We start from the raw sequence: 25,508 nt of genomic DNA, 5'->3' as shown, positions 1-25,508 counted from the left end.
CGCCCCGAGGGTGACTAGCGTGAGGTTCCGGACAGTCCGCCGCACGGGAGAGGGCCACGACCATGGCCGTACGACCTGAGGGAACCCCCTGCTGGGCCGATGCGATGTTCGGTGACGTCGAGCGGGCCAAGGGCTTCTACGGAGACGTCCTCGGCTGGACCTTCGGCGAGTCGTCGTCGCAGTACGGCAACTACACGCAGGCCTATGCGGACGGCAAGGCGGTGGCGGCCGTGGTGCCGCCGTTGTCCGGGCAGGAGGGGCACTCGCAGTGGTGCCTGTACCTCGCCTCCGCGGACGCCGCCGCGACCGCCGGGAGGATCCGGGAGCACGGCGGGGAGGTGCTGATGGAGCCGATGCGGGTCGGCGAGTTCGGCACGATGTGCCTGGCCCGCGAGCCCGCCGGCGCCGTGTTCGGGCTCTGGCAGGGCGGCACCCACGAGGGCTTCGAGGCGACGGCGGTACCCGGTGCCTACTGCTGGGCCGAGTTCTTCACCCGGGACCCGGAGCGGACGGACGCCTTCCTGTCGGCGGTCTTCCCCTACACCATGCAGCAGATCGACGACGACGCCGTCGACTTCCGGCTGTTCAAGCTGGGCGACGACACCGTCCTCGGCCGGATGAGGATGGGGGAGGAGTTCCCGCCCGAGGTGCCCTCGTACGTCAACGTCTACTTCACGGTCGGTGACTGCGACGCGGCCGTCGCCCGCGCCACCGGGCTAGGCGGCGTCCTGCGGTTCGGCCCGATGGACAGCCCCTTCGGCCGCTTCGCCGCGATCGGCGATCCGCAGGGCGCGAACTTCTCGGTGATCGACATCACGGCCACCCGGGGCGAGCCGCCGAAGACCACGGACGTCCCCTAGGGGCGTCCGGGAGGCCGGTGGAGGCGTGGCATGATCGGGGCCATGCGTGAACGAGTGGTGGCCGCGTGCGACGGGGCTTCTAAGGGAAATCCCGGTCCGGCGGGCTGGGCGTGGGTGGTCGCCGACGACGCCGAGAGCCCGGCCCGCTGGGAGGCCGGACCGCTGGGCACCGCCACCAACAACGTCGCCGAACTCACCGCCCTGGAGCGCCTGCTGGCGGCCACCGACCCGGATGTGCCGCTGGAGATCCGGATGGACTCCCAGTACGCGATGAAGGCGGTCACCACCTGGCTGCCAGGCTGGAAGCGCAAGGGCTGGAAGACGGCCGCCGGCAAGCCCGTCGCCAACCAGGACCTGGTGGTCCGCATCGACGAACTGCTCGACGGCCGCTCGGTCGAGTTCCGCTACGTGCCCGCCCACCAGGTCGACGGCGACCCGCTGAACGACTTCGCCGACCGTGCCGCCAGCCAGGCGGCGACCGCGCAGAGCGCGGCGGGCAGCGCCCTCGGCTCCCCGGAGCCGCCGCCCTCGCCCGACGTCCCGGCCAAGGCGCCGCGCAGGAAGGCGCCCCGCGGCACCGGCGGCGGCTCGTCCTCCCGCACGATCAAGGCGAAGTTCCCGGGCCGCTGCGTGTGCGGCCGCTCCTACGCGGCCGGCGAGCCCATCGCCAAGAACGCGCAGGGCTGGGGCCACCCGGACTGCCGTACGGCCGTCGAGGCCTGACCGCGGGCCGCGCTCAGCTGTCGAAGGTGTAGAACGCCGTGTGGTCCAGCAGGTCCGCCGGACGCACGTCGTTCCACGGCTTCATCGTCTCGTTCAGGTCCACCACGTCCGGCGTCCCGCCGCCCGGCACGTACCCGGCGTCCGGGTGCCGGCGCCGCCACTCGGCCCACAGCTTGTCGATGTAGGCGTGGTGCAGCCAGAACACCGGGTCGTTGGGGGAGACCCCGGTGGCCATCTGCCCGCCGACCCAGACGTGGACCCGGTTGTGCAGGTTCACCCCGCGCCAGCCCTCCAGGTGGTTGCGGAAGCCGTCCGAGGCGCTGTTGAAGGGCGCCATGTCGTACGTCCGCATCGCCAGCACCGACTCGACCTCGGCCGGCGTCGGCAGCTCGCGCACCGCGGAGCCGAGCGAACGGCGCAGGAACGTACGCCCGTCCACGCGGACGTTGATCGGCCAGTTGCCGGCCGACGCGGCGAACGGCCCGTCCGTCACCCGGCCGTCCAGGCTCCGCCCGGTGCCGCCGAGGAAGTCCGGCGCCCACAGCGAGGCGCGGGCCGTGCGGTCCGTGCTCCAGTCCCAGTAGGGCAGCGCGACCGACGCGTCCACCTGCTGGAGCGCCCCCTCGAAGTCGAGCAGGAATCTGCGGTGCCAGGGCAGGAAGGACGGTGAACGGTGACCGGTCCGCTCGCCGGTGTCGGTGTCGGACATGATGAAGGCGTTGTGCGTCCTGACGAACTCGTCATAGCGCCCACTGCGCTTGAGCTCCAGGACGGCGGCGACGAACCGCCGCTTCTCGTCGGCGGTCAGGGTGGCCTGGTTCTTGCGTACGGTCATGTGCGCGGTGCTCCGGATGTCCTTGCGGGGGCGGTCAGTTGGCGGGGAAGGGCAGCAACGCGGCGCCCTGTAGCTCGTCCACCGCGGCACGGGCCGCGGCGCGCGGCGTGGACACCGGGGCGTAGTGGCTGACGACGCTGATCCAGCTGCCGTCGGCGTTCTGCATCACGTGCAGTTCCACTCCGTCGACGAACACCGCGTATCCGCCGCCGTGGTCGTGGTGGTGGCCGCCGACGCTCGCCGGGCGGCCCTGTATCCGACGGCCCCGGTAGACCTCGTCGAAGGCCTCGGGGGAGCCGTGGTGGTGCTCGGCCGCGGACGCGCCCGGAGCGACGGCGGCGGCGACTCCGGCCGCGGCGGTGAGGGCGGCCGCGGCGGTGAGCGCGCGGCGTCGGGTGAGTTGGGGCATGCGGGACCTCCTGGTGCGTTCGGGTGATGACCCCGCATGCCTATCGGTCCGCCCGAGAGCGGGAGAAATCCCCCGGATCGGGTTGGCTGCGATCCGGACAATTGGCAACATGCCGTACAGAATTGAACGAAGATGATCTTGCCGCGAGAGTGGCCGCCGCGGCCCGGAGGTGAAAATTCCTCCTCCGTGCGGCGCCGTTTCCGGTGATCTTTCGCGGCGGCCCTCCGTCCGAGTGGCGCGGCTCACCGCCGCAAGCTGACGCGATCCGGAAGTCCGGCCGTACCATCCGATCTTTGTTACCCTGCGGTGCCAATCGACCGCTTTGAGTAACTTTCAGGGGGTGTGTGCGTGAAAGTCGCATGCGTCGGAGGCGGGCCCGCCGGCCTGTACATCGCGATCCTGCTCAAGCTGGAGAATCCGTCCCACGACATCACCGTCCACGAGCGCGACCCCGAGGGCTCGACCTACGGCTGGGGCGTGCGGTACCGGCGCGGACTGCTCGACGAACTGCACGCGCACGACCCCGTGTCGGCGCTCGCCATCGAGGAGCACTCGGTGCGCTGGCGCGACGGCGTCGCCCACGTCCGGGACCTGACGACCCGGCACCACGGCGACGAGGGCCTCGGCATCGGCCGCCACCGGCTCCTCGAACTCCTCGCCCACCGCGCCCGCTCACTGGGCGTACGGCTGGCCTACGAGAGCGAGGTCACCGCCGTACCCCCGGGCACCGACCTGGTCGTGGTGGCCGACGGCGAGCACAGCGCGCTGCGCGACCGCTACCGCGACCACTTCGGCACGCGCGTCACCTCCGGCCGCAACCGCTACCTCTGGCTCGGCACCACCCAGGTCTTCGACGCCTTCACCTTCGCCTTCGCCGAGACCGAGCACGGCTGGATCTGGTGCTACGGCCACGGCTACAGCGACACCCACAGCACCTGCGTCGTCGAGTGCTCCCCCGAGACCTTCACCGGCCTCGGCCTGGACCGGGCGAACGAGGCCGGCGTACTGGCGCTGCTGGAGAGACTCTTCGCCGGCATCCTCGACGGCCACCCCCTGATCGGCCGTTCCGCCGCCGACGGCAGCGCCCAGTGGCTGGCCTTCCGCACCCTCACCAACCGCACCTGGTACCGCCGCAACCTCGTCCTGCTCGGCGACGCCGCCCACACCACCCACCACTCCGTCGGCGCGGGCACCACCCTCGCCCTCCAGGACGCGATGTGCCTGGCGGACGTCCTGCGCGAGTACGGCAGACGTCCCGAGGCCCTCGCCGTGTACGAGCGGCAACGCCGGACGGAACTGCTGTCCGTGCAGAGCGCCGCCCGCTACAGCGCCCAGTGGTACGAGAACCTCACCCGCTACATCGACCTGCCCCCGCACCAGATGTTCGCCCTGCTCGGCCAGCGCCACTCGCCGCTGCTGCCCTACGTGCCGCCGCAGCTGTACTACAACCTCGACAAGGCGGCCGGGCAGCTGGAAATCCTGCGCCGGTTCAAGCGGTGGCTCGGACCGAGGGCCGCCCGGGCGCTGCACGCCCGTTCCTCGGCCGCCCGGGGATAGGGGGCGCCCGGGCTCGACGAGTTGGTGAATGCCGATTCACTCGCTAAGGTGAATTGAAATTCACCTCGCAGTCCGCGCCGCCCCGCAGGAGCACCTATGGACCAGCCAGGCCCGATAGCCCGCCCCCTCCGGGACCGCCTCACCATCCCGGTGCTGGCCTCGGGCGGCATCCTCATGGCGGTCATGCAGACCGTCGTCGTCCCCCTGCTGCCCGACCTGCCCCGGCTGACCGGCGCGTCGGCGTCCACCGTCTCCTGGATGGTCACGGCGACTCTGCTCGCCGGCGCCGTCCTCACCCCGGTGCTCGGCCGGGCCGGCGACATGTACGGCAAGCGCCGGGTGCTGACGGCGTCCCTCGCGCTGATGACCGTCGGCTCGGTGATGTGCGCCCTGTCCTCCGACATCGGCGTCCTCATCGCCGCCCGCGCGCTCCAGGGCGCCGCCGCCTCCGTCGTACCGCTGTCGATCAGCATCCTGAGGGACGAACTGCCGCCCGAGCGGCGGGGTTCCGCCGTCGCCCTGATGAGCTCCACCGTCGGCATCGGCGCCGCCCTGGGGCTGCCGCTCGCCGCGCTGGTGGTGCAGTACGCCGACTGGCACACCATGTTCTGGACGACCAGCGCCCTCGGCGCGCTCGGCGTCGCCGCCGTGTGGTGGGCGGTGAAGGAGTCGCCGGTGCGGGAGCCGGGCCGGTTCGACGTCCTGGGCACGCTGGGGCTGGCCGCCGGGCTGATCTCCCTGCTGCTGGCGGTGTCCCAGGGCGGGCAGCGGGGCTGGGACAGTCCGCGCATCATCGGCCTGTTCGCCGCCACCGTCGTCGTGCTGGCACTGTGGTGGTGGCAGCAGCTGCGCGCCGAACGGCCGCTGGTCGACCTGCGGCTGGTGACCCGGCCGCGCGTCGGCCTCTCCCATGTCGCCGCCCTGCTGACCGGCTTCGCCTTCTACGCCAACTCACTGGTCACGGCCCAGCTGGTGCAGGCACCGAAGGCCACCGGATACGGCCTCCAGCTGTCGATCGTCGCCACCGGCCTGTGCCTGCTGCCCGGCGGTGTCACCATGCTGCTGTTCTCGCCCCTGTCGGCCCGTATCTCGGCGGCGCGCGGACCGCGGATCACCCTTGCCCTGGGGGCCGCCGTCATCGCCTGCGGCTACGCCGTGCGCATCGCCGACAGCCGGGACCTGTGGATGATCATCCTGGGGGCCACGGTCGTGGCCACCGGCACCACCCTCGCCTACTCCGCGCTGCCCACCCTGATCCTGCGCGCCGTCCCCGCCGGGCAGACCGCCTCCGCCAACGGCGTCAACGTCCTGATGCGCACCATCGGCCAGGCCGTCTCCAGCGCGGCCGTCGCCGCCGTCCTCGTGCACCACAGCAGCCCGGTCGGCGGAATCCCGGTGCCCACACTGCACGGCTACCTCCTGGCGTTCGGCATGGCCGGCGGCGTCGCCCTCGCGGCCTGCGCCGCGGCGCTGACCATCCCCGGCGACGAACCCGCCGCCGGCCGCACCCCGTCCGACGCGGGCGAGGCCCGGGGCACCCGCGACGAGGCGATGGAGGAAGCGTGACCGCCGCGAGCGGCCCGTCCGGGCCGGCCGGGACCGCCCCGGTCCGCCGGGACGCCGAGTCGACCAAGGCGGCCATCCTCCGCGCCGCCCGCTACCTCCTCGCCCGGCACGCGCACGCCGACATCACGCTCAAGGCCGTCGCCGAACGCGCCGGTGTCAGCCCGCCGCTGATCGTGAAGTACTTCGGCAACAAGGACGCCCTCTTCGCCCGCGTCATGTCCTTCGAGACCGACGCCTCGGCCCTGCTGGACGCCCCCCTGGAACGGCTCGGCCGGCACATGGTCCGGCACCTCCTGGACAGCCAGCGCGAACGCGGCACCGACCCGCTGCTGCGCATCGCCTTCGCACCCCTGCACGGTGACCGCGGCGACGTCCTGCGCGCCAACTTCCGCGCCCAGGTCACCGAACGCCTCGCCGAGCGCCTCCCCGGGCCCGACGCACCCCTGCGCGCCGAGCTGGCCGTCTCCTGTCTCCTCGGGCTCGGCGTGATGTACGGCATCGCCCGCGGCTCCCAGGTGCGCACCGCCGACGTCGACGACCTCACGGAGCGGTACGGGGCCATGGTGCAGGCACAGTTGACTCCGGACAGGTGAGTCAGGCGCGGGCGCGGACCCGGAGCGGCCCGTTCCGCGTGGCACGGCGCCGGATGACAGACTGGCGGCATGGACGAACGCGTGATGGGCAGGTCGGGGCAGTGGGCATCGGTCGTGGGCCTCGGCACATGGCAGCTGGGCGCCGACTGGGGTGACGTGGACGACAAGGAGGCCCTCGCCGTACTCGAGGCGGCGGCCGAGGCGGGGGTGACCTTCTTCGACACCGCCGACGTGTACGGCGACGGGCGCAGCGAGCAGACCATCGCCGCCTTCCTCAGCGGCAGACCCGACCTGCACGTGCTGGTGGCCACGAAGATGGGCCGCCGGGTCGAGCAGATCCCCCAGAACTACGTGCTGGACAACTTCCGCGCCTGGAACGACCGCTCCCGCCGCAACCTCGGCGTCGACCGCATCGACCTGGTCCAGCTGCACTGTCCGCCCACCCCGGTGTACTCCTCCGACGAGGTGTTCGACGCGCTGGACACCCTGGTGGCGGAGGAGCGGATCGCCGCGTACGGCGTGAGCGTGGAGACCTGTGCCGAGGCGCTGACCGCGATCGCCCGCCCGAACGTCGCGAGCGTCCAGATCATCCTCAACCCCTTCCGCATGAAGCCCCTGCGCGAGGTGCTCCCGGCCGCGCGGGAGGCGGGCGTCGGCATCATCGCGCGGGTGCCGCTCGCCTCCGGGCTGCTGTCCGGCAAGTACACCAAGGACACGGTCTTCGCGGCCAACGACCACCGCACCTTCAACCGGCACGGCGAGGCCTTCGACCAGGGCGAGACCTTCTCCGGCGTCGACTACGGCACCGGAGTCGAGGCGGCCGCCGAGTTCGCCGCCCTGGCCCCCGAGGACTACAGCCCGGCCCAGCTGGCCCTGCGCTGGATCGTCGAGCAGCCCGGCGTCACCACGGTCATCCCCGGCGCCCGCACCCCGGAACAGGCCCGCGCCAACGCGGCCGCCGCCAAGCTCCCCGCGCCGCCCCCTCAGACCCTCACCGCGATCCGGGACCTGTACGAACGCCGGATCAGGGACCAGGTCGAGGGCCGCTGGTGAACTGCGCCCTGAACAGGAACGATTCCGCCGTTTCGGGGAACTCGCGGGGCAGTGGGACCCGCAGTCCCGAAAGACAGGAGGAAACGTGGCGGCCACCCAGGAGGGCGACAGCCGGCGGCGGGGGCGTAACGAGACCGAGGAGGAGCGGGCCGACCGGATGTGGGTCGAGCTGATCCAGGAGGTCCGCGTCGCCCAGACCGGTGTGCAGATCCTCTTCGGCTTCCTGCTCACCGTCGTCTTCACGCCCAAGTACGCCCATCTGAGCCATACCGACCAGGTCATCTACATCGTGACCGTGTGCCTCGGCTCGTGTGCCACCGGCGCCCTGATCGGACCGGTGTCCCTGCACCGGCTGGTCGCCGGGCGCAGGGTGAAGCCGCAGGCGGTGCGGCTGGCGTCCCGGCTGACCTTCATCGGGCTGGTCCTGCTGCTGGCCACCATGACCGCCTCGCTGCTGCTGATCCTCCGGGTGGCCACGCACGACGACTACGTGCCGTACATGGTCGTGCCGGTCGTCGTCTGGTACCTGGTGTGCTGGTACGGGGTGCCGATGTGGGCGCGGCGCCGTCACACCTCCCGCTGAGCCGCGAGGGCCGCCAGCTGCCGGTCGTGCGCCCGGCTGAGCAGCAGCACCGACAGGGTGGCGCCGATCAGGGCGCAGAACATGTCCCACTGGGTGTCCCACACGTCGCCCTGGGTGGCGAGGAAGGCGTCGGCGCCGTGCCCGCCGATCTCGGCCGCCAGCCACTCCAGCAGCTCGAACACCGCGCTGAAGGCGAGGCAGACGCACACGGTCAGCGGCGCCAGCCACCGGCTGCCGCGCAGCGGTGAGGTGCGGCTGAGCAGCTCCCGTACCAGCACCGCCGGGACGAAGCCCTGCATGAGGTGGCCGAACCGGTCGTACGGATTGCGGTCCAGGCCGAAGGTGTCGCGCACCCAGTCGCCCGGGGGCACCTGCGCGTAGGTGTAGTGCCCGCCCACCGCCAGCACCAGCGCGTGCGCGGCCAGCAGCCCGCACAGCAGGCCGGTCAGCGGGAAACGCCGCCAGGTCAGCATCACCAGCGGCAGCCCGACCAGCACCCACACCGTCTCCAGGAACCAGGTCGCGCGGTCGCGCGCCCCCCAGGCGGAGAGGGCCATGCCCACGACCACCACGGCGGCGCACAGTCCCGGGGGCATCAGGCGCGGGGCGCGGCGGGGCACGGTCTGCACTGCGGTCATGGCAGGCTCCTCGTCGTGGGAGCCCTCATCGTGGCCGGTCCGTCCGGCAGGGGGCATGAGTACGGCTACTCAACCGCCGGCGCGCTCACGCCCACCCCGTGGCGAGGATCTCGGCCAGGAAGTCGTCGACCCGGACCTCCTCCCGGCCCGGCGGCACGGCCTCCCAGGTCTCCCGCAGGAACGCGGCGACGGCGGGCGCCCAGGCGTACACCACGGCCCGGTGGCGGCCGCCGTCGGTCCGCGCGTCACCGAAGAAATCCATCCGCAGCTCGTGCCACGGCCCGGTGGCCACCGGCCGGAACCGCACGTCTCCCATGCCGACGGCCTTGTCCAGCCCGTCGGCGAGCATCTCCCGGTCCAGCCGCCACCGGGCGAGCACCCGCCCGTCGTGGGCGAACACCGCGGTGACGGCGAACGGGTCGTCGGCGTCGTACGTGAGGTGGGCGAGCACGGGACAGCGTTCCGCACCGCCCGCCTGGAGCTGTACGACGAGGGTCTTGTGCACGAAGGGGGTCACGCGAGGGCCTCCGGGACGATCGACGTAGGACCCTCTAGTACCCCTCCGGCGCACAAGATGCTCAGTCGTTCGGGTGATTGCCCGGTGATTGCCGCGACACCGCCTTCGCCGGCGGTCAGCCGAGTGCGTCGCGCAGCGCCGGCAGCAGCGTCTTCGCGGACCAGTCCAGGTACGCCGGCTGGGAGTCGCCGCCGATCTGCACCAGCGCGATCTCGGTGAATCCGGCCTCGGCGTACGGCCGCACGGCCTCCACGAAGTCGTCCGGGTCGTCGCCGCACGGGATCGACGCGGCGACGTCGTCGGGCGTCACGAACTGGGTGGCCGCCTCGAAGGAGTCCGGGTGCGGCAGTTCGGCGTTGACCTTCCAGCCGCTGCCGAACCAGCGGAACTGGTCGTGGGCGCGCTTGATCGCGGCATCACGGTCGGGGTCGTAGCAGACCGGCAGCTGGCCCACCCGCGGCTTGCCGGTGCCGCCGTGCCGGTCGAAGGCCTCGAGCAGGTCCGGCTTCGGCTCGGTGGCGATGACCAGGTCGGCGTGGTGGCCCGCGAGCTTGCAGGACTGCTCGCCGGAGACGGCGATGCCGATCTGCGGCGGGTGTTCCGGCAGGTCCCACAGCCGGGCCGACTCCACGTCGAAGTGCCGGCCGTGGTGGGTGACGTGACCGCCGCCGAAGAGCTCGCGGATGATCTCCACGGCCTCCTCGAGCATCTCGTGCCGCACGTCCACCGGCGGCCAGCCGCCGCCCACGACGTGCTCGTTGAGGTTCTCCCCGGCACCGAGCCCGAGCCGGAAGCGGCCCTCGGACAGGAGCTGCATCGTCGCAGCCTTCTGCGCCACGATCGCCGGGTGGTAGCGGAAGGTCGGGCACGTCACGTAGGTCATCAACGGGATGCGCGACGTGGCCTGGGCAGCGGCGCCGAGCACGCTCCACGCGTAGGAGGAGTGGCCCTGCGAGCGCAGCCACGGGAAGTAGTGGTCCGAGGTCACCGAGAAGTCGAACCCGGCCTCCTCGGCGCGGACCAGATGGTCGACGAGGTCACGCGGGCCGGCCTGCTCGGTCATCATCGTGTATCCGATTTGCACCATAAGCAACGGGTCCCCTGCTTGCCGGGCTGAAAACGACCTGTCCGGGCGACCGGGACGCGGCGCGGCTCTCAGGCCGCCGGCGGCCGGAAGGTCCGCAGGAAGGTGCTCTGCGCCTCCCGGTCGGCGGCACTCTCCCAGTCGGCGGCCGGGGTGGTGAAGCGCAGGGAGAAGCCCTGCTGGTCGCCGACGAGGAAACCCCGGCCGAAGGTGTGCACGGCGTCGTCGCCGGTGCCGGAGACCCACTCCATGTCGGCCGCCTTGTGGCCCTGGTAGGTGGTCGCCCGGATCTCGCCGATCCGCCGGTAGCCCGCCAGCTTCTCCAGGTCCGGCTCCACGTCGTCCCGCCAGATGACGACCGGGTCCGGCTTCACGCGTGCGCCTTCGCTGTAGGTGACCGCCAGGGTGGTGGAGCCGTCGGCCGTGCCGAAGGTGACGCGGTAGGCGTCGGAGTCGCGTGCGGTCTCCAGCCGCTTCCAGCCGTCGGGCAGCGCGACGGAGAAGCCCTCGGGGGCGGTGTAGCGGTGGTAGCCGTCGGGCAGGGCGGTGGTACTGCGCGACGGCGAGGGGGCCGTCGGGGAACCGGAGGTCCGGGCAGCGGAGGGGGAAGGGGAGTGGGTCTGCTTGTTGTCGGTGCGGTCACTCCCCGAGGGAGAGGGAGAGGGAGAGGGGGAGGGCGCGGGGGTGGAGGCGGGGGCGCTGGCGGACGGCCGGCGCGAGCCGCCGGAGGCCGCGCTGTCCGTGTCGGTGCCGGTGCCCGGCAGGCCGTGCGTCGCGGCGAGCACGGCGACCGCGACCGTGACCACCGCCAGCGCGGTCCCGGCGACCATGGTCCGTCGGCTCCACGCCCCGCCGGGGCGCAGGGCCGCGGCGTAGGCGGCCCGCAACCGGGGCACGGGAGCGGTCTGCCGGTCCGCGTCCAGATCCTCGTTCAGCACCCGGGTGAGTGCCTCGCGGGCCACCGGGCGGGTCAGCCGCTCCCGTGAGTCCTTGCGCAGCAGGCCCTGTACGACCTGGCTCAGCGGACCGGCACGCAGCGGGGTGCGCAGGGGAAGCCGGTCCACGCCCTTCAGGGTGGCCTCGAACCTGCCCCGGTCCCGGAACGGCGGCCGGCCCTCCACCATGGTGTAGAGGATCGCGCCCAGCGCCCACAGGTCGGCGGCCGGGCCGATGCGCTCGTCGCGGGCCTGCTCGGGGGAGGCGTACGCCGGTGCGGTCACGCGTGGGGCGAGGGTCGCGCCCGCCAGTCCGAAGCCCGTGACGACGACCGGACCCCGGTCGCGCACGAACACCTGGTCCGGGCTGAGCTCGCCGTGGGTGAAGCCCTCGTCGTGCGCGGCCTCCAGCACGTCGAGCAGCTCCAGCCCGATCCGCGCGGCCCGCACATAGTTGAACGCGCCCTCCTGGGAGAGGACTTCACCCAGCGGCCGGCCGCCGATCACATCGGTGACCGTCCACAGCGTGCCGGACTCCTCCACCGCGTCGATGACCATCGGCACCCGGCCCGGGCGGAGCACGCTCATGACCTCCGAGGTGCGCAGGATGCGCGCGCAGGTCCGGCGCGGCGCCTCCTCCGGGGAACCCGTCGGGAGCGCGATCTGCGTGACCAGTCGGGGCCGCTCCGCCTCCAAGTCCTCGGCGTACCAGCAGATGCGGTTCGTCTCGCGGCCGACGACATCGAGGAGCCGGTACCTTCCCGCGACCAGTTCTTGTGCGGAGACGTGCGCCTTGACCATGGTCATCCCTCGCTGAAACCCCTGCCTCGTCTTTCCCAGGAGTACGCGGGGCGCGACACGATGCGTTCAACGAATCCGCAACTCCGAAGCGCTTTCTGCCTTTTATTCAGGCGGCGGGCAGCGCCCGAGACTTGGGGAAACGGAGGATGTCCGGGCTTCGACCTGTGGGTAACCGACGGTAAAGAGAGGGGCGCGCACGACGTGCCCCCGTCTCACAGATCGCGGCGTACCAGGAAGTCCAGCAGGCGGCCCAGATCCGCGGCGGCCCCGGTCGCCGACGGAACGCCGGCGAGTGCCGTGCGGGCCGTGACGGTGTGCCGCCGGGCCTCGGCCAGTGCCGCGGCCCGACCGCCGAGCTCCTCGATCAGCGCGGCAGCCGTGTCCGGCTCCCCGCCGGAGTCGAGGAGCGTGGCGAGGCGCCGGGCCGCGGGGCCGGGGCGGGAGAGCGCGGCCAGCACCGGGAACGTCTTCTTCCGCTCCCGCAGATCACCGTGCACCGGCTTGCCGGTGACCGCCGGGTCGCCCCAGATGCCCAGCACGTCGTCCACCAGCTGGAAGGCGACCCCCAGAGCCCGCCCGGCCTCGTCCAGCGCGGCGACCGTGGCCTCGGGCGCGCCGCCGAGCGTGGCACCCAGAGCCGCGGCACAGCCCAGCAGCGCACCCGTCTTGCGCTCGGCCATCGTCCGGTACTCCGCGGGCGAGACCCGCTCCGGCCCGGTCCACGGCCGGTCGGTGAAGAGCAGGTCGTCGGCCTGCCCGCGTACCAGGTCGGCGAGCGCGGCCGACAGCAGCCGCACCGCGCCCGCGCCGCCCGGCTCGACGGCCAGGGTCTCGACGGCCAGCGCGAACAGGGCGTCGCCGGCGAGCACCGCGGGGCCCGTGCCGTACGCCTTCCAGACGGTGGGGCGACGCCGCCGGGTCGTGTCGCCGTCCATGATGTCGTCGTGCAGCAGGGAGAAGGCGTGCACCAGTTCCACCGCGACCGCCCCGGCGATCCCGGCGCGCCCGGGCGCGCCCGCCGCCTCCGCCCCGAGCACGGCCAGCGCCTGCCGTACGCCCTTGCCGCCGGGTGCGACGGCCGGCGCGCCGCCGACCTCGCACCAGCCGAAGGAGTACGCCGCCATCTCACCCACCCACGGATGCAGCCGCGCCACGGCCTCGGTCAGCGCGGGCCGTACCAACTCCCGGCAGCGGCCGAGGATCTCGGGCGCGGAGGGCGGTGCCTGAACCGGCGAGGGAAGCGCGCTCACCGTACGCCCTCCGCCTCGGCGCCGAGCTCCTCCTGCGCGCGGGCCACCATCCGCCCCACGTGCCGCAGGCCGGCGCGCCGCACCGTGCGGGCCAGGTCCGCCAGTTCGGCCGCCGTCTCGGCCCGGTCGCGGCCGAGCCCCGCGAGGGACTTGGCCAGGCCCAGACGGGCCAGCGCCTCGCCGCGCGGCTCGCTCATCGCCCGGAACTCCCCGAGTGCGGTCTCGTACATCGCGCGCGCCTCGGCGTACCGGCCGGCGCGCTGGAGCACGTTGCCGCGCATCTTGTGGTTGTAGGCGAGGGCGCTGGAGAGGTTCATCGCGCGGCAGGCGGTCTCCGCCTCCGAGAGCAGCGCGAGCGCCCGCTCGGTGTCGCCGTCGCGCACCGAGACGATGTCGGCGAGCCCGCGCAGCGCCCAGGCGTGTCCGCGCCGGTCGTTGGCGCGGTCCGCTATCTCCGCCGCCTCCTCGAACATGGCGTACGCCGTGTCGTAGGAACCGGTGTTGCGGTGCATCTGCGCGATGCCCTCCAGCGCCCACACCGTGTGCCGGGCCTCGCCGCGCTTGCGGGCCTCGGCGAGCAGCTGCTCGTGGAGCCGGCCGACGGCCTCGTAGTCGCCCTGGATGCGGCCGGTCTCCGCGAGCCCGGCCAGCGAGTAGCCGCGCACCACGATGTCACCGCCGCGCTCGCCGAGTTCGGCCGCGAGCCCCAGCAGCCGCCAGGCCAGCGGGAACGCGCCGCGCTGCCGGGCGAGCGTGCCGCCGCTCCACAGCGCCCACGCCATCGCCGCAGTGTCGCCGGCCTCCCGGGCCGCGCGGTAACTCGCCTTCCACGCCCGGTCGGCATCCCGCACCTGACCGAGCCGGCGGTGTGCCTCGGCGACCGCGAGCCCGCAGCGGGCGGCCTCGTCGCACCGTCCGGCGCGCTCGGCGGCGCGCAGCCGCTCGGTGCCCTCGGCCAGCACGTCGACCAGCGAGGAGTTCACGGACAGGGTGGTGAGTGAGCCCTGGTACTCCGGGGCGAATGCCTTGCCGTACATCACTGCCTTTCTATACACCCAGCGTATACATGTTGTGTATACACATGATGTATACAAGCCGCGTATACATGTCGTGTATAGTGCGTCGGAATTTCGCCCTGGCCCTCAGGGGCCAGGGCTGTCTCGGTCTGTTGCCGATCAAGACGCCGGTACGGCCGGCGGGGTTGCCTTTGCGGAGCAGATCATTCCCTGGAGCGCCGTCAGTGCTGCTCCGCCTTCTGCGGCGTCACCTCGCTCGGGCGCACCACGACGTACCCCTCGCCCTGGAGCATCAGCTGCACGGCCTCGCCGGAACCGCCGCGCAGCATGGAGCCGATGGACTGCGAGCGGTGCAGCGAGGTCTGGAGATGGGCGGTCCAGCCCACCACCGCGTCCGTGTCGACGAACACCGGCTGCTGTGCGGAGACCGGTATGACCAGCGGGTTGCCCTCGCACATCAGGCCGAGCCGGCCCTGCCCGGTGAAGACGCTGTTGAACAGGCCGCCCCCGGCGATGCCCGAGCCCTTGACCGTCTTGATCTCGTACGACAACGAGGCGTCGAAACACAGCACGTTGCGGCCGTTGACGGTGAACTGGTCGCCGGGCTCGACATCGACGATGAAACAGTTCTGCGCCTCGTGCGCGAACCACGCCTCGCCCTGACCGCGCACCGCCATGAGGGGCAGGCCCTCGCCGGTGAACGCACGCTTGAGCATGCCGCCGACGCCCTGCCCCTTGCGCTCGAACTGGAGGTTGCCGCGGTAGGCGATCATCGCGCCCTGGCGGGCGAGCATCTCGCCGTTCACCGTGTACCTGAGGCACTTGGCGTTCTCGACGGACATTCCCGGCTCGACGGCCGGCTGCACCATGTGCTGACTGGAAAAGAGATCACCCTTCATGCGCGCATGGTGGCCCGGACGAAGTCATTCCGCCAAGATCACGGAGCGTGGGCGTATCACAACGACTCTTCCTGCCAGTCGGCGTGCCACTCGGCGTTCCACTCCGCGGCCGGGGCATCCCGCCGGGCCTTCGCCTGCTTGCCGCAGAACGCCGACTCCAGGGTGCCCGCCATCGCGCTGAGCACCTCCGCGTTGTTGGACGTGTTGGCGACCGCGGTCAGGCTGCGCCGGCCGTCCTTGGAGGTGAAGGCGTAGGTGTAGTAGCCCTGAACAGCGCCCGTGTGACCGTAGACCGACACCCCGCAGGACAGGGTGCGGCGCCGCAGGCCGAGTCCGTACGCCGTGGAGCCGTCGACCGGGGTGAACCGCTCCATCTCCGCCAGCCGCGCGGCCGAGGTCAGCTTCCCGCCGAGCAGGGCGGAGTAGAAGGTGTTCAGATCGTGCGTGCTGGAGATGACGGCGCCCGCGCTCTGCGCCCAGGACACCGTCTGCCGCGTGGCGTCGACCAGCGCGGCCCCCGCCGTGTCGGGCGTGAGGTAGCCCTTGGTGTAGCGGCCCGGGATCGCGGTGTCCGGGTGGACGTAGAAGGTGTCCTTCAGGTTCAGCGGCTTGAAGATGCGGTTCTCGTACTCGGTCCGCACGGGGTGCCCCGTCAGCTTCTCGATGAGCATCCCGGCGACGACGAAGTTGGTGTTGGAGTACGAGTAGGCGGCGCCGGGGGCGTTGGTGCGGGCCTTCTTCAGTGAGAGGTCCACCAGTTGGCGGTAGGTGAAGACCTTGTCGCGCACCGCCTCGAAGCCGGCCACGCTCTTGGCGAACATGTCGTTGGAGTAGTCGTACAGGCCGCTGCGGTGACTGAGCACGTGCCGCACCGTGATCCGGTCGTCCGGCAGCAGGCCGGGCAGGTAGCGGTTGACCGGCGCGTCGAGGCTCAGCTTGTGCTCGTCGGCCAGTTGCAGCAGGACGACGGCCGAGAAGGACTTGGTGACGCTGCCGACTCGGAAGTGGTCCGCGGTGTCGATGGCCCGCAGGGTGCCGCGGTCGGCGACGCCCCGCACCGCCTTGTACACGGTGCCGTCGTCGTCGATCCGGGCCATGGCGCCTGGTGCGCCCGCGGCGACCGTCGAACGCAGCACCTCGCGCAGCCCGGCGGTGTCGGGCGCCGGCAGACCGGCCGTCCGTGGCCGGGCCTGCTGGGGTGCGGCCTGTGCGGGGACCGCGAGGAGCGAGAGCATGACCGCTCCGAGGACCAGACCTTTGCCAACCGTTGCAGTGACCATTCACTACCGTCCCCTCTGCACCTTTTGTGGTGCGAGATCTGTCACATTCAGGCGACGGAACCTACTCGCATCTCGTCACATCTCTACAGGTGACACACAGTTGGTCATGCGCTGATCACCCTGCGGCGCGCATTCGTAAAGGATTGTCATAGAAGACCGCGAAAGCGATCATTCCGGCTTTACGCGGACATGACTCATCCGTAAGGGTTCGTCGGGGGGCCCGACCAGCCCTCGTGGCGTGGGCTCAACCCCGCCATGTCTCAAGGCGGTTGGTGACCCCGGCCGTCTTCGAACAAAGGAACCCCACATAGTGCGTAGACCGCACATACGCAGCGTGGCGGTCGCCATCGCGGTGGCGACGGCTGCTACGGGTCTGGCCGGGACGGCCTTCGCCGGCCCCGCCACGGGGGCGGCGCACGGCGTGTCGTCGTCGGCGACGAAGACCGCCTCGGTCGTGAAGGCGGCGCAGACCGCCGCGTTCGCCCACGCTTCCGCGACCGGCGTGTCGCAGGGCGACGAACTCCACGCCCAGGACGTCATGGTCGACCCGGAGGGCGCCCGCCACGTCCGGTTCGTCCGTACCCACAACGGCATGCAGGTGCTCGGCGGCGATCTCGTCGTCCACCTGTCCCGGCAGCTGGCCTACACCGGTGTCACCCGGGCGGCCGACCACACGGTGAAGCCGGCCACCCAGAAGGCCAAGCTGACGGCCCGGCAGGCTGAGCAGAAGGCCGCCGCTGCCGCCAAGGGCGAGGCGGGCACCGCCGAACTCGTGGTGGACGCCCGGGGCGGCGCCTCGGCCCTCGCATACCAGGTGACGGTGACCGACAACGGCACCTCGCAGACCGTCGTCGTCGACGCCGTCACCGGCAAGGTACGCAGCAGCACGCCCGACAGTGACGAGTTCCTGTCGCCGAAGCTGCTCGACACCCTGCGCGAGCGGGGCGAGACGATCGACCCGTCCACCGGTATCGGCTCCTCCGCCAACACTGCCGGCCTGCTCGGCTCGGGCGTCTCCGGCGCCACGCACTACCCGGCGACGGCGCACGGCACCGGCAAGACCCTCTTCGTGGGCAGTGTCGGCCTGACCACCACGGCGACCTCGCGCGGCCACTACCAGCTCAAGGACCCGAGCCGGTACGGCACCGAGACCCGGGACGCCAAGGGCTCCTACACGGAGAAGTTCAGCGCCGGCACGAAGTTCACGAACACCACCGACGTGTGGGGCAACGGCAAGACCACCAGTCGTGCCAGCGCCGCCGCCGACGCCCAGTACGGCGTCACGAAGACGCTGGACTTCTACAAGAAGACCTTCAACCGCAAGGGCATCGCCAACAACAGCAAGGCTGCCCAGGCGATGGTCCACTGGGGCAAGAAGGTCGCCAACGCCTTCTGGGACCCGACCTGCAACTGCATGCTGTACGGCGACGGCGACGGCGACATGTTCAAGAAGCCGCTCGTCGTCCTCGACGTCACCGGTCACGAGCTGACCCACGGCGTGGTGGAGGCGACGGCGAAGCTCGAGCCGACCTACGTCGACGCGGACGGCAACCAGTACGGCGAGCCCGGCTCGCTGAACGAGTCGCTCGCGGACATCTTCGGCTCCAACGTGGAGTTCTTCGCCAACAACGCGAAGGACACCCCGGACTACCTGGTCGGTGAGAAGCTGGGCCTCGCGCAGAAGTTCCTGCGCCGCCTGGACCACCCGTCGCTCGACCGGCTCGAGGGCACGATCGACTACTGGTCGTCGGACACGTACTACACCGAGGTGCACGCCGGTTCCGGTGTCTCCTCGCACGCCTACTACCTCCTCGCGGAGGGCAGCGGCAAGAAGAAGATCGGCAGCGTGAACTACGACTCGCCGACCTACAACGGGTCCACGGTCAAGGGCATCGGCCGTACCAAGGCCACCGCCATCTTCTACCGTGCGCTGACCCGTTACATGGTCTCCACCACCGACTTCCACGACGCGCGTGTCGCGACGCTGAAGGCGGCCAAGGACCTGTACGGCGCCAGCAGCACCGAGTACAAGACGGTGGACAAGGCGTGGGCCGCGGTCAACGTCACCGCCGCCAACACGCCGGCCGCCCGCCACTGACGCGGACGGACCACGGCAGGACCGAGTGCCCCGCGCCCCGGCGCGGGGCACTCGCGTGTCCGCCCCAACTGCCTTTCCACCGACTCCAGTTTCTCTTGCTGACTCCTGTTTCTTTTATTGACAGCGGAAAATAATGGCCCTAGGTTCCCGGCCATGTCCATGACCGCCCGCACCGAGACGTTCCCGGCGCACACCCCGGCCGTCTCGCAGGTCTTCACCACGTTGCTGTCCCACGGCCCCCTCACCCGGCTGGAGGCGGCCCGGCGGGCCGGGCTGTCGGCGGCGGCCGTCACCAAGGCCGTCCGGCCCCTGCTCGAGGCCCGGTACCTGGTGGAGGACGCCGACCAGGAGGCCCGGCCCGCCCCCGGGCGCCCCGCGAACCTGGTGCGCGTCGACGGGGAACGGGCGCTGTTCATCGGCGTCAAGGTGACCGGCGACGAGGCCATCGGCGTGCTGACCGATCTGTGCTGCCGGATCCGCCTCGCCCGGCGCGTCCCGCTGGCGGACCGGGAGACCAGGGCGGTGCTGTCCTCGGTGGCTGACCTGACGCACGAGCTGCGGGCGGGGGCCGACGGCCTCGGACTGCCCGTCCTGGGCCTCGGTGTCGCCGTCTCCGGGGACGTCGACCGTGCCGAGGGCGTCGTGCGCTACTCGCCCTTCCTGGAGTGGCGGGACGTGCCGCTGGCCGAACTCACATCCCTCGCCTGCGGGTTACCGGTCATCGTCGACAACGATGTCCGGGCCCTGACCGTGGCCGAGCAGTGGTTCGGGGCCGGCGTGGGGCTCTCGGACTTCGCGGTGGTGACCGTGGGCGCGGGCATCGGCTGCGGTCTCGTGGTGCACGGGCAGGTGGTCGCCGGTGCGCACGGCGTGGCCGGCGAGATCGGCCATGTGGCCGTCGACCCGGCCGGACCGCCCTGCCACTGCGGCAACCGCGGATGCGTGGAGGCGATCGCCTCGGAGACGGCGATCGTGGCCCGCGTCCGGGAGGTCACCGGCCGTCAGGTCACCTGCGGCGCCGACGCGGTGGCGCTCGCACACCAGGACGTCGCCGGTGTGCGCGAGGTGTACGCCACGGCAGGGGAGGCCATCGGCCGTGGCATCGCGACCGTGGCCAACCTGCTCGGCCCCGAACGAGTGATCATCTCCGGTGAGGGGCTGGCCGCCTACGACCTCTTCGCCGAACACATCCGTGACGCGTTCACCGCGGCCGCCTTCGGCTCGGCCGCGCAGTGCGACGTACAGATCCGCCCGCTCCCCTTCGAGGAGTGGGCCCGCGGGGCCGCCGCCACCGCGATCCAGTCGTTCATCGCCCCCGACCCACGACCGAGCCGCTGATCCGACACCCCCTGGAGGTACGACCCATGCGGTCATCCTCGTACTCCGCCATGCCCGGACGCGCCCTGAGAGCCACGGTGGTCCTGGCCCTCGCCGTCGGCGCCGTCACCCTCGCCCCCACGGCGCACGCCGCGACCGCCGCGCCGGCCCCCGCCGCCAAGCCCTACATGGGCTGGTCGAGTTGGAGCATGCAGTCGTCCAAGTACCCGGGGCTCAACCCGGACGGCGACTACAGCTATCTGACGGAGGCGAACGTCGACAAGCAGACCGACGCCCTGGCCGCCAAGCTGAAGAAGTACGGCTACGAGTACGTCAACATCGACGCCGGCTGGTGGATGGACCGGAACTGGAAGTCCCAGTTCGACCAGTACGGCCGCCAGAAGGCCGACCCGGTCCGCTTCCCCAGCGGTATGAAGGCCGTCGCCGACCGCATCCATGCCAAGGGCCTGAAGGCCGGCATCTATCTCCCGGCCGGCCTGGAGAAGGGCGCATACGGCGACGGGAAGACCCCGATCTGGAACGCGGACGGCTGCACCACCGCCGACATCGTCTACTCCGACCTGCGCACCACCAACGGCTGGGACAGCGCCTACAAGATCGACTTCTCCAGGCCGTGCGCGCAGAAGTACATAGACTCCCAGGCCCGGATGATCGCCGACTGGGGCTACGACTTCCTCAAGCTCGACGGCGTCGGACCCGGCTCGGGCAAGAGCGGCGACCAGTACGACAACGTTGCCGACGTGGCAGCCTGGAACAAGGCGATCGCCGCCACCGGCCGCTCCGTCCACCTGGAACTGTCCTGGTCCCTGGACTTCGGACACGCCGCCGACTGGAAGAAGTACTCCAACGGCTGGCGCATCGACACCGATGTCGAGTGCTACTGCAACACCCTCGTCAGCTGGGAGAACTCCGTCGACGACCGCTGGGACGACGCCCCTGCCTGGACCGGCGAGGCGGGGCCCGGCGGCTGGAACGACCTCGACTCCCTCGACGTCGGCAACGGCGACATGGACGGCCTCACCAAGGCCGAGCGGCAGAGCTACGCCACCCTGTGGGCCATCGCCAGGTCGCCCCTGTTCACCGGCGACGACATCACCAAGCTCGACTCCTACGGACTCTCCCTGCTCACCAACAAGGAGGTGATCGCGATCGACCAGGGCGACGCCCCGCCGGCCCGCCCGATCACCCCGTCCGACCCGCAGCAGGTGTGGGCCGCGAAGAACCCCGACGGCACGTACACGGTCGCCCTGTTCAACCTGGCGGATCGGCCCGCGTCGGTGACGGCCGACTGGACGGCGCTCGGCTTCACCGGGAAGGCCTCCGTTCGGGACCTCTGGAACCACGAGGACCTCGGCGGCTTCCAGAGCAAGATCACCGAGGCACTGCCCGCGCACGGCTCGCGTCTGTTCACCGTGACCCCGAAGGGAAGTGCGCTGACCTCGACCGGCTACGAGGCCGAGGCGAGCGGCAACACCCTGAGCGGCAACGCCTCCGTCGGCGGCTGCGACGCCTGCTCCGGCCGGAAGAAGGTCGGCAACCTCTACCTCGGCGGCAAACTGACCTTCAACGACGTCGTCGTCGCCAAGGCGGGCACGTACCTGGTCAAGGTCGCCTACATCAGCGGTGACGCGCGGTCGGCCACGGTGTCCGCGGGCTCCGGGGCCGGTACGAGCCACAAGTTCGCGTCGACCGGTGACTGGGGGACGGTTTCGACGGTGAGCGTGCCGGTGACCCTGAAGGCCGGTGCGAACACGATCACCTTCGACAGCGGCTCCTGGTACGCGCCGGACATCGATCGCATCGACGTCCCCAAGTCTCCTCGCTGAACACTCCGTCAGGTCAAGCCGTAGGGAAACCGCAGGCCCGCCGTGGCCGGTCGCGCGGTTCCCCGCGCCCCTGCCGGGGGCGCGCTTCACCGAAGGGTCACGCTATGGACAACCACCCCAGCAGGCGCGGCTTCCTCGGCTTCGCCGCCGCCGGAGCCCTCGCCGGGCTTCCCTCCTTCACCGCGAGCGCCGCCCCGCGGCGGACCTCCGAGCCGCTCGCCGCGTCCCGCCACCAGCTCTGGTGGCAGGCGCCCGCCGACGCCGGCTCGATGATCGAGCAGGGCCTGCCCGTCGGCAACGGCCGGCTCGGCGCCCTCGCGAGCAACGACTCCGGCCGTGAGCTCCTCCTGATCACCGACGCCACCCTGTGGACCGGCGGGATCAACGACACCCTCGACTCCGACGGCCAGTTCCCCTACGGCCGCGCCGACTTCGGCTCCCTCACCCTGCTCGCCCGGCTCACCGTCGAGATCCCCGACCACGACCTGGGCGCCGTCTCCGGCTACCGCCGTGCCCTCGACCTCGACAACGGCGTGGTGACGACGTCGTACGTCCGCTCCGGGGTGACCTACCGGCGGCAGCTGTTCGCCAGCCGTCCCGACGACGTGATCGTCCTGCACTTCGGCCAGGACGGCGGCGGGCGCCACACCGGGACCATCACCCTCGAAGGCACCCACGGGGAGACCGGCGGCAAGGCCGACTCGTTCGCCGGGTCCTTCGCCAACGGGCTGAAGTACGGGGCCGCCGTCCGCGCCCACGGCAACGGCGGCAGCGTCCGCGTGAGCGGCTCGCACATCACCTTCACCGACTGCCGGGAACTGACCGTCGTCCTGAGCGGCGGCACCGACTACGCCCCGGACGCCGCCACGCACTACCGTGACCCGTCTCTCGATCCACTGGCGCTGGCCCGCACCAAGGCCGAGGCGGCCGCCCGGAATTCGGCGGACTCGCTGCTGCGCACCCACGCCGCCGACCACCGCGCACTGTTCGGGCAGTTCGACCTGTCGCTCGGCACCTCGACGGCGCGGCAGCGCGAACTGGACACCTGGGAGCGCATCAAGGCCCGCTTCGACACCGGCAGCCCGGACCCCGAACTCGAGGCCACCTACGCGCAGTTCGGTCGCTATCTGATGGTCGCCGGGTCGCGTGACAGCCTGCCGATGGGCCTCCAAGGGGTCTGGCTGGACGGCAACGACCCGGACTGGATGGGCGATTACCACACCGACATCAACATCCAGATGAACTACTGGATGGCCGACCGGCTGGGCCTGTCGCAGTGCTTCGACGCCTTCACCGACTACTGCGTCGACCAGCTCCCGTCCTGGACCGACCTCACCCACCGGCTGTTCCAGGACTCCCGCAACCGCTACCGCAACTCCACCGGGAAGGCCGCCGGCTGGACCGTCGCCTTCTCCACGAACCCCTACGGCGGACTGGGTTGGTGGTGGCACCCCACGGGCAACGCCTGGCTGTGCAACAGCCTCTGGGAGCACTACGAGTTCACGCGCTCCCGCACCCACCTGGAGAAGATCTACCCCCTCCTCGAGGGCGCCTGCCAGTTCTGGGAGGCGCGGCTGCTCACGACCACCCTGGACAACGGGAAGGAGGTGCTGATCGCGGACCATGACTGGTCGCCGGAGCACGGGCCGCAGGACGCCAAGGGCAACACCTACTCCCAGGAACAGGTCTGGATCCTGTTCGGGAACTTCCGTACTGCGGCCGCCGAGCTGAAGAGGGATGCTGGATACGCCGCCACCATCGGCGGACTGCGCGAACGCCTCTACCTTCCGGTGGTGAGCCCCAAGACCGGCTGGCTGGAGGAGTGGATGTCCCCGGACAACCTCGGCGAGACCACCCACCGCCACCTCTCGCCGCTGTTCAACCTCTTCCCCGGCGACCGGATCCGCCCCGACGGCTCCACCCCCGACGACATCGTCAAGGGCGCCACAGCCCTGCTCACCGCACGCGGCATGGACAGCTTCGGCTGGGCCAACGCCTGGCGTGCCCTGTGCTGGGCCCGGCTGAAGAACGCCGACAAGGCCTACCAGCTCGTCGTCCGCAACCTCCGCCCGTCCAGCGACGGCGGCAACGGCACCGCACCCAACCTCTTCGACATCTACGAGGCCGAGCGGGGGCGGGGTATCTTCCAGATCGACGCCAACTTCGGCACCCCGACCGCGATCCTGGAGATGCTGCTGTACTCCCGCCCCGGCCACCTGGAGCTCCTGCCCGCCCTGCCCGACGCCTGGGCCGCCTCCGGTTCGGTCACCGGAGCGGGGGCGCGGGGCGGCTTCGTCGTCGACCTGCGCTGGAGGCACGGCAAGCCGACCGAGGCCCGGATCCGGAGCGTCGGGGGCCGCAGGACCCAGGTGGCGTACGGGGGCACGTCCCGGACGGTCACCCTGCGCCCCGGCGAGTCCGTCACGCTGAAGGACTTCACCCGATGACCGGCCGAGGCGGGCGGCTCTGCCGTCTCGCGGCCGTCCTGCTGACCGTCCTCGCCTGCCAGACGGCCCCCGCCCGCGCGTCGGGCATCCCGCAGGGCGTCGTCGTCACCTGGGCGGCGAGCGCCGACCGGCTGGGCGACGGCGTCGCCGACCGCTCCTACCGGCTGGTCGTGCACACCAGCGCCGCCGGGAGCGGCCCGCGGATCCGTCTGTCCAACGCCTTCGGCGACCGGCCGCTGACCCTCGACAGCGTCTACGCGGGAATCCAGGACCAGGGTGCCGCGCTGCGGCGGGGCAGCAACCGGCGGCTCACCTTCGACGGTGCCCGCACGGTCACCGTACCGGCGGGGGCCACCGTCTGGAGCGATCCGCTGCCCGGCCGCCTGCCCGCCGCGACCGACCTGGTGGTGAGCCTGCACAGCGCGGACGCGGCGGGCCCCGCCACCGGTCACGGCATGGCCATGCGGACGTCGTACATCACCGAGGGCGACCACACCGGCGAGGAGAGTGCCGCCCACTGGACCTCTGCGACCGGCTCCTGGTTCTACCTCGACGCAGTCTCCGTACGGCCGCCGCGCGCGGCAACCGGCGCCGTCGTCGCCCTCGGTGACTCCATCACCGACGGCTGGCAGTCCACCACCGACCTCGACCGCCGCTGGCCCGACTACCTCGCCCGGCGCCTGAACAAGGCCGGCGGCCCGCTCCAGGGGGTGGCCAACGAGGGCATCTCCGGCAACATGGTCCTGGCCGACGGCGCCGGACAGAGTGCCCGGCACCGGCTGGACCGGGACGTCCTGTCCCAGCCCGGGGCGCGGACCGTCTTCCTCTTCGAGGGCGTCAACGACATCAAGGCCGGCGTCACCGCCCAGGACCTGATCGCCGGATACCGGGACATCGCCGACCGGGCGCACGCGGCCGGGAAGTGCGTGGTCGGGGCGACCGTCGGCCCGTTCGAGGGCTGGCCCGAATGGGACCCGGCGGCGGAGACCGTACGGCAGCAGGTCAACGAATTCGTCCGTACCGGTGGGGAGTTCGACGCGGTCACCGACTTCGACCACGTCCTGCGCAGCCCCTATGACCCTGAGCGCATCCTGCCCTTCTTCGACGGTGGCGACCACCTGCACCCCAACGACAAGGGCATGCAGGCGATGGCCGACGCAGTCGACCTGGACGCCCTGGACTGCGCCGGCCCGTAGGAAC

Annotated in this window: 22 protein-coding genes; 12 read left to right on the top strand and 10 right to left on the bottom strand. The window is 71.6% G+C overall.

Features of this window, described 5'->3' with window-relative positions; genetic code table 11:
• Positions 1-62: 62 nt before the first annotated feature.
• Positions 63-860 carry a VOC family protein gene (locus ACFY01_RS04055; RefSeq protein WP_390734085.1) on the top strand — a complete coding sequence of 266 codons (798 nt, stop codon included), beginning with the start codon at positions 63-65 and terminating at the stop codon, positions 858-860.
• 30 nt (positions 861-890) lie between these two features.
• A complete protein-coding gene (locus ACFY01_RS04050; RefSeq protein WP_390734084.1) occupies positions 891-1,583 on the top strand; it encodes a ribonuclease H in 693 nt (230 codons plus the stop codon).
• A 13-nt stretch (positions 1,584-1,596) separates the two neighbouring features.
• Here the strand turns inward: ACFY01_RS04050 and ACFY01_RS04045 are convergent, their stop codons facing one another.
• Positions 1,597-2,418 carry a tyrosinase family protein gene (locus ACFY01_RS04045; RefSeq protein WP_390734083.1) on the bottom strand — a complete coding sequence of 274 codons (822 nt, stop codon included), beginning with the start codon at positions 2,416-2,418 and terminating at the stop codon, positions 1,597-1,599.
• 34 nt (positions 2,419-2,452) lie between these two features.
• Positions 2,453-2,827 carry a tyrosinase cofactor gene (locus ACFY01_RS04040; protein ID WP_390734082.1) on the bottom strand — a complete coding sequence of 125 codons (375 nt, stop codon included), beginning with the start codon at positions 2,825-2,827 and terminating at the stop codon, positions 2,453-2,455.
• A 348-nt stretch (positions 2,828-3,175) separates the two neighbouring features.
• Here ACFY01_RS04040 and ACFY01_RS04035 point away from each other — a divergent pair, with 348 nt between their 5' ends.
• From ACFY01_RS04035 to ACFY01_RS04015, 5 genes are all read left to right on the top strand, one after another.
• Positions 3,176-4,384: an FAD-dependent monooxygenase gene (locus ACFY01_RS04035; RefSeq protein ID WP_390734081.1), complete on the top strand. Its 1,209-nt coding sequence runs from the start codon at positions 3,176-3,178 to the stop codon at positions 4,382-4,384.
• Positions 4,385-4,480: 96 nt separating this feature from the next.
• Positions 4,481-5,950 carry an MFS transporter gene (locus ACFY01_RS04030; RefSeq protein WP_390734080.1) on the top strand — a complete coding sequence of 490 codons (1,470 nt, stop codon included), beginning with the start codon at positions 4,481-4,483 and terminating at the stop codon, positions 5,948-5,950.
• On the top strand, positions 5,947-6,543 hold the full coding sequence (locus ACFY01_RS04025) for a TetR family transcriptional regulator (RefSeq protein WP_390734079.1): 597 nt from the start codon (positions 5,947-5,949) through the stop codon (positions 6,541-6,543). The genes ACFY01_RS04030 and ACFY01_RS04025 overlap by 4 nt, the downstream gene beginning before the upstream one ends.
• 69 nt (positions 6,544-6,612) lie before the next feature.
• Complete coding sequence (locus ACFY01_RS04020) at positions 6,613-7,596, top strand: aldo/keto reductase (protein ID WP_390734078.1); 984 nt, start codon at positions 6,613-6,615, stop codon at positions 7,594-7,596.
• A 157-nt stretch (positions 7,597-7,753) separates the two neighbouring features.
• Positions 7,754-8,179 (top strand): DUF6328 family protein, encoded by a 426-nt coding sequence (locus tag ACFY01_RS04015; protein WP_390734645.1) that lies wholly within the window; start codon positions 7,754-7,756, stop codon positions 8,177-8,179.
• Here the strand turns inward: ACFY01_RS04015 and ACFY01_RS04010 are convergent.
• The 8 genes from ACFY01_RS04010 to ACFY01_RS03975 form a co-directional block, all read right to left on the bottom strand.
• Positions 8,164-8,775 carry a DUF2238 domain-containing protein gene (locus ACFY01_RS04010; RefSeq protein ID WP_390734644.1) on the bottom strand — a complete coding sequence of 204 codons (612 nt, stop codon included), beginning with the start codon at positions 8,773-8,775 and terminating at the stop codon, positions 8,164-8,166. The genes ACFY01_RS04015 and ACFY01_RS04010 overlap by 16 nt on opposite strands.
• Before the next feature lie 127 nt (positions 8,776-8,902).
• A complete protein-coding gene (locus ACFY01_RS04005; RefSeq protein WP_390734077.1) occupies positions 8,903-9,334 on the bottom strand; it encodes an SsgA family sporulation/cell division regulator in 432 nt (143 codons plus the stop codon).
• A 115-nt stretch (positions 9,335-9,449) separates the two neighbouring features.
• Positions 9,450-10,421: an LLM class F420-dependent oxidoreductase gene (locus tag ACFY01_RS04000; protein WP_390734076.1), complete on the bottom strand. Its 972-nt coding sequence runs from the start codon at positions 10,419-10,421 to the stop codon at positions 9,450-9,452.
• A 68-nt stretch (positions 10,422-10,489) separates the two neighbouring features.
• Positions 10,490-12,160: a serine/threonine protein kinase gene (locus tag ACFY01_RS03995; RefSeq protein ID WP_390734075.1), complete on the bottom strand. Its 1,671-nt coding sequence runs from the start codon at positions 12,158-12,160 to the stop codon at positions 10,490-10,492.
• A gap of 206 nt (positions 12,161-12,366) precedes the next feature.
• The gene (locus ACFY01_RS03990) at positions 12,367-13,404 is read right to left on the bottom strand and encodes a polyprenyl synthetase family protein (RefSeq protein ID WP_390734074.1); all 1,038 of its coding nucleotides are present in this window, start codon (positions 13,402-13,404) and stop codon (positions 12,367-12,369) included.
• Entirely contained in the window at positions 13,401-14,441 is a 1,041-nt protein-coding gene (locus tag ACFY01_RS03985; protein ID WP_390734073.1) for a tetratricopeptide repeat protein, read from the bottom strand. Before ACFY01_RS03985 ends, ACFY01_RS03990 begins: the two co-directional genes overlap by 4 nt.
• Before the next feature lie 200 nt (positions 14,442-14,641).
• A complete protein-coding gene (locus ACFY01_RS03980; RefSeq protein WP_390734072.1) occupies positions 14,642-15,319 on the bottom strand; it encodes an AIM24 family protein in 678 nt (225 codons plus the stop codon).
• Between the two features lie 56 nt (positions 15,320-15,375).
• Positions 15,376-16,599: a serine hydrolase domain-containing protein gene (locus ACFY01_RS03975; RefSeq protein ID WP_390734071.1), complete on the bottom strand. Its 1,224-nt coding sequence runs from the start codon at positions 16,597-16,599 to the stop codon at positions 15,376-15,378.
• A gap of 310 nt (positions 16,600-16,909) precedes the next feature.
• Between ACFY01_RS03975 and ACFY01_RS03970 the strand changes: the two genes are divergently transcribed.
• The 5 genes from ACFY01_RS03970 to ACFY01_RS03950 all read left to right on the top strand — a co-directional run bounded on the left by ACFY01_RS03970 (position 16,910) and on the right by ACFY01_RS03950 (position 25,504).
• Entirely contained in the window at positions 16,910-18,697 is a 1,788-nt protein-coding gene (locus ACFY01_RS03970; RefSeq protein ID WP_390734070.1) for a M4 family metallopeptidase, read from the top strand.
• Between the two features lie 153 nt (positions 18,698-18,850).
• A complete protein-coding gene (locus tag ACFY01_RS03965) occupies positions 18,851-20,035 on the top strand; it encodes an ROK family protein (protein ID WP_390734069.1) in 1,185 nt (394 codons plus the stop codon).
• 26 nt (positions 20,036-20,061) lie between these two features.
• The gene (locus ACFY01_RS03960; protein ID WP_390734068.1) at positions 20,062-21,861 is read left to right on the top strand and encodes an alpha-galactosidase D; all 1,800 of its coding nucleotides are present in this window, start codon (positions 20,062-20,064) and stop codon (positions 21,859-21,861) included.
• A gap of 104 nt (positions 21,862-21,965) precedes the next feature.
• A complete protein-coding gene (locus ACFY01_RS03955) occupies positions 21,966-24,308 on the top strand; it encodes a glycoside hydrolase N-terminal domain-containing protein (RefSeq protein ID WP_390734067.1) in 2,343 nt (780 codons plus the stop codon).
• Positions 24,305-25,504, top strand: coding sequence for an SGNH/GDSL hydrolase family protein (locus ACFY01_RS03950; RefSeq protein ID WP_390734066.1), 1,200 nt, complete (start codon positions 24,305-24,307; stop codon positions 25,502-25,504). Before ACFY01_RS03955 ends, ACFY01_RS03950 begins: the two co-directional genes overlap by 4 nt.
• Positions 25,505-25,508 lie beyond the last annotated feature (4 nt).

It is taken from the genome of Streptomyces sp. NPDC001480 (assembly GCF_042894725.1).
Lineage (GTDB): Bacteria > Actinomycetota > Actinomycetes > Streptomycetales > Streptomycetaceae > Streptomyces.
The sequence above is the reverse complement of the archived record's forward strand: the minus strand, read 5'-3'. Positions and strand labels throughout refer to the sequence as shown.